At 65.3% G+C, this 12,812-nt stretch carries 15 protein-coding genes and 1 tRNA gene; 10 read left to right on the forward strand and 6 right to left on the reverse strand.

The features are described 5' to 3' along the window. Window positions 1-47: 47 nt before the first annotated feature. The 10 genes from M1D40_RS01885 (at window position 48) to csrA (ending at window position 8,426) form a co-directional block, all read left to right on the forward strand. Window positions 48-956, forward strand: coding sequence for a flagellar motor switch protein FliM (locus tag M1D40_RS01885; protein WP_461170009.1), 909 nt, complete (start codon window positions 48-50; stop codon window positions 954-956). After that, window positions 953-1,648, forward strand: coding sequence for a flagellar motor switch protein FliN (gene fliN / locus M1D40_RS01890; protein ID WP_461170010.1), 696 nt, complete (start codon window positions 953-955; stop codon window positions 1,646-1,648). Before M1D40_RS01885 ends, fliN begins: the two co-directional genes overlap by 4 nt. Continuing rightward, entirely contained in the window at window positions 1,649-2,137 is a 489-nt protein-coding gene (locus tag M1D40_RS01895; RefSeq protein ID WP_461170011.1) for a FliO/MopB family protein, read from the forward strand. Window positions 2,138-2,202: 65 nt separating this feature from the next. Further along, window positions 2,203-2,985, forward strand: a complete 783-nt coding sequence (gene fliP, locus M1D40_RS01900; protein ID WP_461170982.1) for a flagellar type III secretion system pore protein FliP — start codon at window positions 2,203-2,205, stop codon at window positions 2,983-2,985. After that, window positions 2,985-3,260, forward strand: a complete 276-nt coding sequence (gene fliQ / locus M1D40_RS01905; RefSeq protein WP_461170012.1) for a flagellar biosynthesis protein FliQ — start codon at window positions 2,985-2,987, stop codon at window positions 3,258-3,260. The genes fliP and fliQ overlap by 1 nt, the downstream gene beginning before the upstream one ends. Then, complete coding sequence (locus M1D40_RS01910; RefSeq protein ID WP_461170013.1) at window positions 3,260-4,018, forward strand: flagellar biosynthetic protein FliR; 759 nt, start codon at window positions 3,260-3,262, stop codon at window positions 4,016-4,018. Before fliQ ends, M1D40_RS01910 begins: the two co-directional genes overlap by 1 nt. Further along, complete coding sequence (locus M1D40_RS01915; RefSeq protein ID WP_461170014.1) at window positions 4,019-5,149, forward strand: EscU/YscU/HrcU family type III secretion system export apparatus switch protein; 1,131 nt, start codon at window positions 4,019-4,021, stop codon at window positions 5,147-5,149. A 17-nt stretch (window positions 5,150-5,166) separates the two neighbouring features. After that, window positions 5,167-7,194 carry a flagellar biosynthesis protein FlhA gene (locus tag M1D40_RS01920; protein ID WP_461170983.1) on the forward strand — a complete coding sequence of 676 codons (2,028 nt, stop codon included), beginning with the start codon at window positions 5,167-5,169 and terminating at the stop codon, window positions 7,192-7,194. After that, a complete protein-coding gene (locus M1D40_RS01925; RefSeq protein WP_461170015.1) occupies window positions 7,169-8,098 on the forward strand; it encodes a hypothetical protein in 930 nt (309 codons plus the stop codon). Before M1D40_RS01920 ends, M1D40_RS01925 begins: the two co-directional genes overlap by 26 nt. Before the next feature lie 58 nt (window positions 8,099-8,156). Next, a complete protein-coding gene (gene csrA / locus M1D40_RS01930) occupies window positions 8,157-8,426 on the forward strand; it encodes a carbon storage regulator CsrA (protein ID WP_461170016.1) in 270 nt (89 codons plus the stop codon). A gap of 93 nt (window positions 8,427-8,519) precedes the next feature. Here the strand turns inward: csrA and M1D40_RS01935 are convergent. The 6 genes from M1D40_RS01935 to tmk form a co-directional block, all read right to left on the reverse strand. Next, window positions 8,520-8,595: transfer RNA gene (locus M1D40_RS01935), tRNA-Thr, on the reverse strand. 67 nt (window positions 8,596-8,662) lie between these two features. Then, the gene (locus M1D40_RS01940; protein ID WP_461170017.1) at window positions 8,663-8,977 is read right to left on the reverse strand and encodes a VC0807 family protein; all 315 of its coding nucleotides are present in this window, start codon (window positions 8,975-8,977) and stop codon (window positions 8,663-8,665) included. Window positions 8,978-8,985: 8 nt separating this feature from the next. Continuing rightward, complete coding sequence (locus M1D40_RS01945) at window positions 8,986-9,156, reverse strand: hypothetical protein (protein ID WP_461170018.1); 171 nt, start codon at window positions 9,154-9,156, stop codon at window positions 8,986-8,988. A 214-nt stretch (window positions 9,157-9,370) separates the two neighbouring features. Next, on the reverse strand, window positions 9,371-10,951 hold the full coding sequence (locus M1D40_RS01950) for an alpha/beta hydrolase (protein WP_461170019.1): 1,581 nt from the start codon (window positions 10,949-10,951) through the stop codon (window positions 9,371-9,373). A gap of 60 nt (window positions 10,952-11,011) precedes the next feature. After that, window positions 11,012-12,154 carry a DNA polymerase III subunit delta' gene (locus tag M1D40_RS01955; RefSeq protein ID WP_461170020.1) on the reverse strand — a complete coding sequence of 381 codons (1,143 nt, stop codon included), beginning with the start codon at window positions 12,152-12,154 and terminating at the stop codon, window positions 11,012-11,014. Next, window positions 12,151-12,801 carry a dTMP kinase gene (gene tmk / locus M1D40_RS01960; RefSeq protein ID WP_461170021.1) on the reverse strand — a complete coding sequence of 217 codons (651 nt, stop codon included), beginning with the start codon at window positions 12,799-12,801 and terminating at the stop codon, window positions 12,151-12,153. Before tmk ends, M1D40_RS01955 begins: the two co-directional genes overlap by 4 nt. Between the last annotated feature and the right edge of the window lie 11 nt (window positions 12,802-12,812).

The raw sequence follows: 12,812 nt of genomic DNA on the forward strand, positions 1-12,812 counted from the left end.
TTTTGGAAAGGCTTACGCCGCCGGTCCCGGTGCCGATAGTGGCACTTGTGACGGTCCATCATGAAACAACTGCCCTTGGCGTGCCCGCAAACGCCGCCTCCCCGGAGGCCTATGATTTCCGCCGTCCAACCACCCTTGCCCGTGAGCACGCCCGGGTACTGGAGATGGCCTTCGACACCTTTGCCCGCCAGTGGGGCACCCAGCTGACCGCCAAGGTCCGGGTGCTGTCCCAGGTGACCAGCGAACGGGTGGAGATCCTTAGTTACGACGAATACGCCGCCGGCCTGCCGGCCGTCACCGGAATGGTCCTGTTCAACGTTCCCAACATCGGGGCCAAAGCCGTTATCCAGTTCCCCACACCGGCCGCCCTGTCCTGGGTGGGACACATGCTTGGCGCCACCGGAGCACTCGTGGCTCCGGAACGGAAGTTCACGCAGATTGAGCAGGCACTCCTGGGACGCATCATGGATGATGCGCTGGACGGGCTGCACTATTCCCTGGGAACGTTGTTGCGACTGCCGATGACGCTTGCGTCCATCCAGTACAACTCCCAGTTCGCGCAGGCGGCGGCCTCTGCTGACCCCATGATTGTTGCGCGGTTTGAAATGGTGGTGGGCGACAACGTGGCGCCGGCGACGGTTGCCATTCCTGCCGGCGCTCTGCTGCCGCAGCTCGACCCTGTGGGAAGCGCCGGATCGTCGGCACCGCCGGCGGAACTGATCCGCGGGCAACTCGCCCACGTTCCGGTGGAGGTCCTGCTGCAGCTCGATTCCATCCCGGTGAAACCGGCAATGGTCCTGAACCTTGCCGTCGGCGATGTCCTGAACCTGGGCCATCCCCGCCACCGCCCGCTGAACGTCACGGTCGGAGGCCATCGGTTGGCCCAGGCTGCGGCAGGTTCCAGCGGTTCACGCCTGGCCGGCGTCATTGTCAGTACCGAGGAGAATAAAAAATGAGCATCCCCACATCCCTGCACACAGACGCGGCATCGGCACTTGTCCGTCTGCTGCCCACCTCCATCGTGTTGGAGCCGCTGCCGTTCCCCGGCAGCGGCATGCCCCTTGAAGAGGTGGCACAGGCAGTCACAGCGTCATTCGTGGGTTCCGAATCGGCGGATCTGGCGCTGGTGCTCGACAGCAGCACGCCCCTCGCCGACATCGCCGGATCCCCGTCTCCGTTCCTCTCTGAAGCGGACATCCTGCGGCCGGCGCTGGAGGCTGCGGGCTCAACGCTCGGCGTCGGGGTCCTGGGCGATACCCATATTGATGACGCTTCAGCGCTGTTCAGCCACCCCTCCACTGTGGTTTTTGAACTGCACGGGCATGACGGCCGCGCCGGATGGTTTGCCATCCGGCTGCGCGACACTCCCCACGGCACCGGAAACGACTCCGCCATGGCCGGCAAGCTTAGCCGCATCAACAACGTCGAAATGGCGTTGACGGTCGCCATCGGCCACACCCGCATGGCGGTCCGTGACGTCTTGAACCTGGAACCGGGACGGGTGGTGGAGCTTGACCGTTCCGCCGGAGCACCGGCCGATATTCTCCTGAACGGACGGTTGATTGCGAACGGCGAGGTGGTGGTCATTGACCAGGACTATGCCGTCCGCATCACCAAGATCCTCGATGTGGCCGAAGGTCTCAGCTAAGTGGAGACAGTTGCCCTGGTCCTCCGGGTAGTGGTTTCGCTCGGTGCGGTCCTGGCCCTGGTCTGGTGGTTCCAGCGGCGGCTGACCCGCAACGCACGGGCGTCCGGCGCCGAGCCGCTGGTCCGCGTCGTGTGCCGGCAGGCCATCACGCCCAAGGCGTCGGTGGTGGTGATGGAAACCGGCGGGCAGCGCTTCCTGCTCGGTGTCACTGAGGCTTCCGTGAACGTCCTGCACACGTCCGAGGCGGAACTCCCGCCGCCGGTCAGTTTTGAGACGCATCTCGAAGCGGCAGTCCACAACCCCGCGCATAACCACGGCCCAGGCAGTACCGGTTTGCTTAACACGCGTCCGCGGCGCCGTGCCGATGGTCCGGCCCACGCGCTGAATGGCCAGCCGGAGGCCGCTCATCCGCTCCTGGCCGGTTCCGTCCTATCGCCTGCCACTTGGCGGCAGGCCGCCGCTGCCCTTCGCCGGGGCAGGAACGGGTGAAGGCCGCTCTCCACCGCCGCCGGCTGGCCGGGTTCCTGGCTCTTGCACTGCTTGTGTTCGGCGCCATGCTCGCGCTGTCGCTGGCCGCTGCCGCTCCGTCCCATGCCGTGACCTTCGACCCGTTGCCGCCCGCCGACCCGTCTGCCCCCACCGATCCTTCCGCGCCCGACGACGGCGAGGGCCTAAGCATCGACATCAACGGAGCCGACGGCGGGCCCTCCACCGCCGTCGTCACCCTGATCGGTATCACCCTGCTGTCGGTGGCACCGGCGCTGCTGCTGATGATGACGTCCTTCACGAAGATCTTCGTGGTGCTGGCCATGACCCGCAACGCCCTGTCGCTGCCGTCAATTCCGCCCAACCAGGTGTTGGCCGGATTGGCCCTGTTCCTGTCCCTGTTCATCATGGGTCCGGTCCTGACGGAAATTAATACGCTTGCCGTTCAACCGTTCCTGAACGGGGACCTCACTTTCGAAGGTGCGCTCGACACCGGCTCCGGACCCCTGCAGCAGTTCATGCTCGCCCACACCAGGGAAGAGGACGTTGCGCTCATGACCCGCGCCGCGGACCGCGAGAACCCGGAGAGCCCTCAGGATGTGCCGCTGCTGACGCTGATTCCCGCCTTCATGATTTCCGAGCTGCGGGCGGCCTTCATCATTGGCTTCGTGATCTTCATTCCGTTCCTGGTGATTGACCTGGTGGTATCAGCGGCGCTGATGTCCATGGGCATGATGATGCTCCCGCCGGTGATGATTTCGCTGCCGTTCAAGATCCTGCTCTTCATTCTGGTTGATGGGTGGGGACTGATCATTACGTCCCTGATCAACAGCTACCAGGGAGGCACCTGATGGATACCAATTCGGTCCTGGACATTGGGCTTCAGGGGCTGTGGGTGGCCGCGAAACTGTCAGCGCCGGTGCTCATCACTGCGCTCGTGGTGGGGTTTGCGGTGTCCCTGGTGCAATCCATTACTCAAATCCAGGAAGTCACCCTTTCTTTCGTGCCCAAGGCCATCGCCGTCGGCATCGCCCTGCTCGTGTGCGGGCACTGGATGATCGCCGAGATGGTCTCCTTCACCAACGAAATGTTCGCCAAGATTCCGCAGCTGCTGGGCGGCGGCTGATGGGAATCAGCATCAACCAGGAATGGCTGGAGGCAGTCATGCTGGCCGGCGCGCGAATGGTCGCGTTCCTGGTGGTGGCGCCGCCTTTTTCCTACAATGCCTTTCCCGCACGGGTGAAGGCCATGTTGGGCATCGGCCTCGCCCTGGCAGTCGCGCCGGTGGCAAGCGAGGGATACACATCCCTCGGGACGGCGGCGTACTTCACGGCGCTGGTCCTGGAACTGGGTGTGGGGTTCGTGCTGGGATTCCTGGTGCTGGTTATTTTTTCCGCCCTGCAGTCCGCGGGAAACCTGATTGACCTGTTTGGCGGGTTCAGCCTTGCACAAGCCTTCGATCCGCAGTCCATGGTCAACGGGGCCCAGTTCACCCGTCTCTTCCAGCTGACGGCGCTGGCCCTCCTCTTTGCCTCGGACGGGTACCAGCTGATTATCGGCGGGCTGGTCCGCAGCTTCACGGCCTTGCCGCTTGGAGGAGGGATAGCCCTGGCCGATCCGGTCTCCACCCTGGTGTCAGGTGTGTCCCAGATGTTCGTGGCAGCCGTGCAGATTGCCGGTCCGCTGCTGGTGGTCCTGTTCCTGGCGGACGCCGGGCTGGGGCTGCTGACCCGGGTGGCACCGGCGCTGAATGCCTTTGCCCTGGGGTTCCCCCTGAAAATCCTGCTGACACTCACCCTGGCCGGAGTGGTCTTTGTGGCCCTGCCCCGCATCGTTGCTGCCATCACGCAGCAGGCCGTCAGGGCCCTGACGGGAGTGGGCTAGGTGGCGGAGGAAGGCACCGGAGAACGGACCGAGCAGGCCACTCCCAAGCGCATGAAGGAAGTGCGGTCCAAGGGGCAGCTGTCCCGTTCGGAGGACCTGACGGCATGGATTGGGGTCGGAATTGCGGCACTGATGATGCCGATGACGATAAACCGCGGCGCACAGGCCGGATCCGAGGGGCTGCTGGGAGTGGACGCCATCACCGCAAATCCGGATCCGCGGCTGGCGCTGACTCTCCTTGGTGAGGGACTGGGTGCGCTCGGATTTGTCCTTGGACCGCTGCTGGGCGTTGTCGCGGCTGCCGTCCTCCTCACTGCTGCCCTGCAGGGCGGCATCCACTTCAAGAAGTTCAAAGGCAAATTCGAGCAGTTCAACCTGGTCACCGGAGTAAAGCGCGTGTTTGGCACGCAGGCACTGTGGCAGGGAGTGAAGGCCCTGCTGAAGACCGCGGTCGTGGGCCTGGTCCTGTACATGGTGATCCAGGGCCTGATGCCCGTGCTCACCACCGCCGGAGGGCTGCCGGTGGCGTCGGTTCTGGAAGCCGCAGCCGGGGGAACGGCATCGCTGCTGCAGGCTGCGGTGGCTGCCGGGCTTGTCCTGGCTGTCGCGGACATTTTTGTTGTCCAGAAGCGGAACCGGAAAAAGACCCGGATGACGTTGAAAGAGGTCAGGGATGAAAACAAGAACATGGAGGGTGATCCCCTGATCAAGTCCCAGCGCCGTGCGCGGCAGTTGGCAATGAGCCGAAACCGCATGATTGCCGCCGTTGCCGACGCCGACGTCGTTCTGGTTAACCCGACACATGTTGCTGTGGCCCTGAAATACGAGCCCGGCAAATCGGCGCCGCGGGTGGTGGCCAAAGGAGCCGGCACTATTGCCACCCGCATCCGGGAGGAAGCTGAGACACAGCGTGTCCCCATGGTCCGCGATATTCCGCTGGCACGTGCGCTCCACGCGGCCTGCGAGCTGGGCCAGGAGATCCCGCCGGACCTCTACAACGCCGTCGCGCGCATCCTGGCATTCGTCATGGCGCTTAAAAGCCGTGGTTCAACGTCCGGCGTGCACACCATGGCTGCTCCGCAGACACCCCCCGCTACCCCCAGACCCATCCACCGTAAGGCGGCGACGTGAAGTCGAACCTCGTCAAAATGGCAGTGCCCGTAGGCGTCATCGGCATCATCCTGCTGCTGGTCGTGCCGATTCCCGCCGTCCTGCTGGACATCCTGATCATCATCAACATCCTGCTGGCACTGGTGATCCTGCTGACCACGATGTTCGTGCGCAAGCCGCTGGACTTCTCTGTATTCCCCTCGCTGCTGCTGGTGGCCACGCTGTTCCGGCTGGGCCTGAACGTGGCATCCACCCGGCTGGTGCTGGGGGAGGGGTACGCCGGCCAGGTGATCGAAGCCTTCGGACACGTTGCCGTCAATGGTTCACTGATTATCGGTGCCGTGATCTTCCTGATCCTGGTGGTCATCCAATTCGTGGTGGTCACGAAGGGTGCCGAGCGGGTCGCCGAAGTGGGTGCCCGCTTCACCCTGGACGCCATGCCGGGCAAGCAGATGGCCATCGACGCCGACCTGAACGCCGGGCTGATCACCGACACGCAGGCAAGGGAACGAAGGGCCGAGGTATCCGCCGAGGCCGACTTCTACGGCGCGATGGACGGCGCATCAAAGTTCGTCAAGGGCGACGCAATTGCCGGCCTGATCATCATCATCATCAACCTCATCGGCGGCATCGCGATCGGCATGCTCCAGCGGGGCATGGACATCGGCGAATCGGTGGGCACCTACAGCCTGCTGACCATCGGCGACGGCCTCGTGACTCAGATACCCGCACTGCTGATGGCGGTTTCGACCGGCATGATCGTCACTCGGTCCAACGCCGAAGCGGACATGGGCTCGACAGCCTCCGCCCAGCTGGGCCAGTCCCGCAACGCGCTGATGATCGCGGGAGGAGCGGCTATTGTGATGGCACTTATCCCGGGGATGCCGAAGCTGCCGTTCATTATTATTGGCGCGCTGCTCATCTTTATCTCCCAGCGAATCAAGGCCAGTGAAGCTGCCGAAGAAGCGAGCAAGGAAACTGCCCTTGCCCGGCTCAATGAACCCCCGGCGGAAACCACGGATGACCTGATCGAGCAGATGCGGGTCCACGCGTTGGAGATCATGCTGGCCCCGGACCTGGTGGGCATTGTCACCGGCGGTTCCGACGACCTCCTGGCACGCGTCCGCTCGCTCAGACGGAAAATCGCCATGGAACTTGGCATTGTGGTCCCGCCTGTGCGAACCCGGGACAGTGTGGACCTTCCCTCCGCCACTTACGTCATACGCATTGCGGGGGTGGAGGCAGGACGCGGCGAAGCGCCGGCGGGCAAGGTCCTGGCCCTGGGGGATCACCTCGAGGGGCTGCCCGGAACCGCCACCGTGGAACCGGTCTTCGGGCTCGCCGGCAAGTGGGTGCCGAACGAGATGCGCCACGCGGCGGAAATGTCCGGAGCCACGGTTATCGACAGGGTTTCGGTTTTGGTGACGCACCTTTCCGCTGTTATCACGGCGAATGCTGCCCGGCTGCTGTCGCGCGAAGACGTGCGCATACTGACCGAAGGGGTAAAGCAGGTGAACCCGTCCGCGGTGGACGAACTCATTCCCGGGGTTATGTCGCTGGCCGAGGTGCAGCGGGTGCTGCAGGGGTTGCTGGCGGAACAGATCCCCATCAATGATCTTCCGCGCATCTACGAGTCACTGCTGCTGCGGGCCAAGATTTCCCCCGATCCCGAACAGCTGGTGGAGGTTGCCCGCCAGGCCCTGGGCCCGGCCCTAACCGCTCAGTACATCGACCGGAACGTGCTGCGCGTCATTATGATCGATCCGGGGCTGGAACAAACCATGCTGGAGGCGCTGCGTCCATCGGATCAGGGCACCCAGATCCTGCTGGATCCGCCACGCATCGATGCGGTCATGGCGTCGCTGAAGGCAGCCGTTGCCGCAGCGGAAAACGCGGGCTACGCTGCGGTGCTCGTTTGCGCCCCCGCCCTGAGGCCGGCCATCCGCCGGCTGGTCGCGCCGCAAACGGGAGGACTGCCTGTTCTTTCGTATTCGGAGGTCACAGCGGCTAGCGTCAGCATTGAAACAGTGGGGGTGGTCCGTGGAACCGAGACGATTTCAGCTTGAAGGCCCGTCGATTGAGGCGCTGAAGGCACAGGTGCTGGCCGAACACGGCCCGCGTGCGCGGATAATTGCCGCCGAAAAGGTGACTGTCGGGGGCATTGGCGGGTTTCTCGCCCGCCACCACTATGAGGTGACGGTTCAGCTGCCGCCCCGGGGCCGCCGTCGTGCACCGGGAGAGCCCGACGCACATAAGGATGCCGGCATCGCGGCGCTGCTGGACCGCGCCGAGCAAGTTGAAGCGCGCCTGCAGGCTCCCGCCGGTGAAGGTGCCGCCGCGGTGTCCACGGCATCGCCGGCCTTCGCGGAGCTCATGGACACGCTGACGTTCAGCACGGAAACCACTGACGTTCCGGCGGCCGAACCGGTGTCGCTGATTCCGGTGGCGGAAACGCAGCACCGCGTCCGGTCCGCTCCCGCACCGCTGTCCGGAGCAGGCGACCTTGTGATCGTAGTGGGCCTGGGGGAGGACGCGCTGGAAGTCTGCCGCTCCATGTCACGCGCCGTGGGTGCAGGATCATCCGGGGTCCGTGCCGCCGGCCTGGTGACGCCCGACGACGTTGTCCGGGCCGGTGACCGGCGTGCGGTGGCAGCGGCGCGGGCCGCCGGAGTGATGGGCGGCTACGGCATTTTCCTCGCATACAGCCTGGGCCGGGGTGCCACCGAACTGGGGAGGCATGCGACGCTGGTTGCGGCGTTGTCGGCGGACCAGCTATGGGTGGTGGCTGACGCGGGCCGAAAACCTGATGACACGGCCGCCTGGGTCGGTGCCGTTCGAGCAGCAGCCGCTGTAGAGGCACTGGCCGTGGAGGGTCTGGAGGCAACGGCGACTCCGCAGACCGTGAACGCACTGGGCCTGCCCATCGGCTGGCTCGACGGGGGGCCGGCTCCCGCTCCGGTGCTGTCATGATGCTTCGAGGGGCAGCACGGGCCGCAGCAGGGACCGGGACGTGGGATAGAGTGGGCGAATGCTGGTCCTAACGCGCAAATCAGGCGAACAGATCCTGATTGGAGACGATATCGTCATCACTGTCCTTGAAGGGCGGGGCGACGGTGTGCGCATCGGCATTGATGCTCCCCGCGGAGTCAGAATCCAGCGGCAGGAAGTGCTGCGTGCCGTGGAAGAAGCCAACGTGGCTGCCGCAGATGCCGCCCCCGATGCCGAAGAGCGTATTAAGGCCATGCTGGCTGCGCGGCGTCCGGCACCTAAGCCTTCCGCACCGCTCGATAATCCTTAAGAGCCTCCGCTGGGATTTAATCCACCTGATAATCCGCACAAAAAAATCCCCCGGAACTTCTGCGAGTTCCGGGGGATTTTTCGTTTTTTGCTGTGGAGCCTCCTGCCAGAATCGAACTGGCGACCTTCTCATTACGAGTGAGACGCTCTACCAACTGAGCTAAGGAGGCGGGCTTCATCTATCCGCTAACGGCCAGAATCCACAAGGAACAACTTTATATGCCGCAGGGCGGCTGGTCAAAACGAGGGGCTATGTGTGTAGGCCATCAGGATCCGCAAACCGCAGTCGAGCAGCAGCGCCGCGCCTGCCGTGAGACCGGTGACCCGCCATATCCGGCGGAACTTCGGCATCCGTTCCCAGAGGGTGTCCCAATCCGCCGGCCAGCCAAAACGGCCTTCAAGGAGCGGACGGCTCAACAGGTAGGCCAGGGGGTAACTGGTCAAGGAACTGGCAAGGAACCACAACCCGGAAAGGCCCGTCGCCCAGGCACCGCGCGCCAGCAGGAAACGCATGTCGCCGGCCAGCAGGGAGACCGCCGTGCTGAAAACCATCAAACTGATCACAACAGGGTCACCGGATTAATGCTGCGCTTGCGCGCCAGATCGACGGCCGTGTCCACCAGGGAAAGCGCCGTGCCGGCCACCAGCACGGTGTAGGCGCCTGCCCCGGCGGCCCGCAAGCCGTAAAACACGGCCAAGGGCAGCAGGAGCCCAGCCAGCAGGCGCAGCACACCGAATATCCGGCCCCGGCCTGAAGGGCTGCTGCCAGAAGGGCTACGGCCCCGGGACACCGCTGGGTTCCCTTTCACTGCCGGGCCGCCACGGTTGCGCCGATGATGCGGACCGCCGGGCGGTCCCGGTGACCGACGCAGGTTTTATCTGCATGAGTAAAAGCTACGTCGGGTGAATAAAGGCGACAAGAGACTGCGCAGGAAGGCAGAAGCGCTAGGAGCAGACCTTGTCGCCGGACGGAACCGTGCCGTCGATGAAGTAGTCGTCCACCGTGTCGGCGATGCACTCGTCTCCGCGGCCGTAGGCGGTGTGCCCTTCGCCTTCCCAGGTGACGAGGGTGGCGGAATCCAGCTGTTCGGCGAGGGAGACGGACCACTCATAGGGTGTGGCCGGATCTCCGGTGGTTCCGATAACCAGCAGGTCATCGGCATCGGAAGCGTGGATCTCGTGCGGTTCGTTCACGGCGTCATAAGGCCAGGCCTCGCAGGTGATGCCGCCGTAGCCCAGATACTTCCCGAGGGTGGGGGATGCCTTTTCCAGTTCCTCGGCATCACTGCGCATCTGCTGATCGTCGCTGGTCATCGGATAGTCCAGGCAGTTGATGGCGCTGAAGACCACGGTGCTGTTGGACGCGTAGGTTCCGTCAGGATCCCGGTCGGCACTGAGGTCGGCCAGCCGCAGCATGAGCGACGGATCCCCCTGCAGGGCGGCCTCGAGGGCCTGGGTCAGCACGGGCCAGTTCTGGTCGTTGTACAGCGGCAGAATGAAGCCGCTGACGAAGGTGGAGACCGTTACCGTCCGGCCGTCCTTCGCGGTCATCGGACTCGCTTCCACCGAGGCGATCAGCGCACGGATGGTCTCGATGGCCTGCTCCGGCGTGCCGGACAGGGGGCAGCCGCCGGAGGACAGGCAATCCTCGACATACGCCCGGATGGCCTTTTCGAAGCCTTCCGCCTGGCCCAGCGTGATTTCCTCGTTGCTCGCCGCCGGATCGAGTCCGCCGTCCAGCACCATCCGGCCCACGGTCTCGGGGAACAGCTCGGCGTAGGTCGCTCCGAGGAAGGTTCCGTAGGAGAAGCCCAGGTAATTCAGTTTTTCATCACCGGCAACGGCACGCAGGATATCCATGTCCCGGGCCGCGCTCTCGGTGTCCACAAACCCCAAAACCGGTCCGGAGTTTTTGGCGCATTTGTCCGCGAGTTCCTGGGCGCTGGCCCGGGAAGCGGCGAGGCCGGCCGGGGTGGAGGGGTCCAGGTACTCGGACCGCTCCTCATCCAGCTCTTCGTCGGTCAGGCACTGAACGGGTGTGGAACGGCCGACGCCGCGGGGATCGAAACCGAGAAAATTGAAGTTCTCCCGGAGCCGGTCGGTGGTGATTCCCTGCAGGTTCTCGCTGACGGCGTCATACCCTGAGCCGCCGGGGCCGCCGGGATTGACGAGGATGGTCCCCTGCGCGCTGCCGTCGGACTCGGCGAGGATGACAGCGAGGTCAATGCTCTCCCCGCCGGGATCCGCGTAGTTCATCGGCACCTCCACCGTGGCGCACCGGAACTCGTCGGCGACGCCGGCTTCGCACCCGCCCCAGCTGACCTCCTGGCTGTAGTAGGGCAGCAGGTCCTCGGGGACGTCGCCGATGACCTCCGCCGCGGCGGATGAGGTGGTGCCGGCTTGCGGCGCGGCACTGGTTTCCTCCGCCGGGCTCTCACCGGTGCAGGCGGTCATGCCGGCAAGCACGACGACGGCGGACGCTGCAGCCAGCGCGAGTCGGGGGAAGCGGCGGCTGGCTGGGGTCATCGTTGCTCCTGGTGGCAATGGGTGTTTTTGGGGAAGCGGCCGGGGCATGGCCGGACACCGTTATAACAGGCTAACCGCCATGGCCTCGATGGCCAGCAGCGGGGCCACGTTCGTGGAGACCAGACGCCGCCGGACCACGTTTATTTCTTCCATGCGCAGCAGCGTCTGTTCCGGTGAGCCGTGCGAGGCGTATTCGGCCAGTTCCCGGCGCAGGTTCTCGTTCACCAGGCTGTCCCCGCTGCCGAGCTGGAGCATCAGGACATCGCGGTAAAAGGACAGCAAGTCCGTGAGCGCCCGGTCAAAGTAGTCATTCTTGGACCGTTTCGCCCGGCGCACCTGGTCCTCTTCCAAGCGTTTCACCTGACTGCGGATGGCCGGGGGAACGGTGCCGGTTTCGGGTGCACCGAGCGAGGCCAGCAGCGACCGGCGTTCAGCGGCGTCGCGCTGTTCAAAGGAACTGGTGGCTTCGGCTTCGGCCAGGGCCACCAGATCGGCGGCAGCCTTCATGGCTCCGCTGACGTTGCGCAGGGACAGCGGCAGCCGCACGATGGACTCGCGCCGGCTGCGGGCACCCTCGTCGGTGGCCAGCCGCTTGGCGATGCCGATGTGGCTCTGTGCGGCCCGGGCCGCGTCGCGGGCAACATCGGGGTCGATGCCGTCCCGGCGGACCAGGAGCTCGGCCACATCCTCCACCGGAGGCAGGCGCAGGCTGACCGCCCGGCAGCGTGAACGGATGGTGACCAGAACGTCACCGGGGCTGGGAGCGCACAGCAGCCAGATGGTCCGCGGCGGCGGTTCTTCGATGGCTTTGAGCAGCACGTTGGTGCTGCGTTCCTGCATGCGGTCGGCGTCTTCGACAATGATGACGCGCCAGCGGCCGGTGGAGGGCTTGTCCTGGGCTTTGCGCACCAGCTCGCGCGCCTCCACGATGCTGATCGTCACCTTTTCCGTGGTGACGGAGGTGACGTCGGCGTGGGAACCGGCCAGCGCCGTGCGGCAGGCCTTGCATTCTCCGCAGCCGCGTGCGGCCGGATCAGGCTGGTCACAGAGCAGCGCAGCGGCAAAAGCGCGGGCCGCGTTGGACCGGCCGGAGCCCGGCGGGCCGGTGAACAGCCAGGCATGGTTGGGGGTGGACTGCGCGGCGCCGCGCCGCAGCTGGTCCACTACCGGGTCCTGGCCCTGCAGGTCGTCCCAGACGCTCACGGCAGCAGCTCCTGAACCCGGGCCAGGACGGCCTCCGCCAGTTCGTCCACAGGCCGGCCGGCGTCGAGCACCAGGTAGCGCGCGGGATCGTTCCGGGCCTGTTCCAGGAAAGCCCTGCGGATGCGCAGGTGGAAGGTGTCGGGTTCGGATTCGAGCCGGTCTTCCTGTGCCTGGTGAGCGGTGCGCCGCAACCGGCCCTGTTCGGGATCGACATCCAGCAGCACGGTGAGGTCCGGCGAATAACCCTCGGTGGCCCAGACGTTCAGCTGCCGGACCTCGTCGGTGCCCAGGGAACGCCCCGAGCCCTGGTAGGCCACGGAACTGTCGATATAGCGGTCGCACACGACCACATCTCCGCGTTCCACGGCCGGCCGGATTACCTGCGCCACATGGGCGGCCCGGGACGCCGCGAAAATCAGGGCCTCGGTGCGGGCGTCAATCTCCCCGTTGCCGTGTTCCAGCACCAGCGAGCGCAGTTGCTCGCCCACCGGGGTTCCTCCCGGCTCGCGCGTGCGGACAACTGTCCGGCCCGCTGCTTCCAGCGCCGCAGTGAGCTCTTGGGCCTGGGTGGACTTGCCGGCTCCGTCGCCGCCTTCGAACGTAATGAACAGGCCGGCAGGGCGGGCGGGGGAATTGGAAATACTCACCCGCCTAGCCT

It is taken from the genome of Arthrobacter sp. Z1-15 (assembly GCF_054792395.1).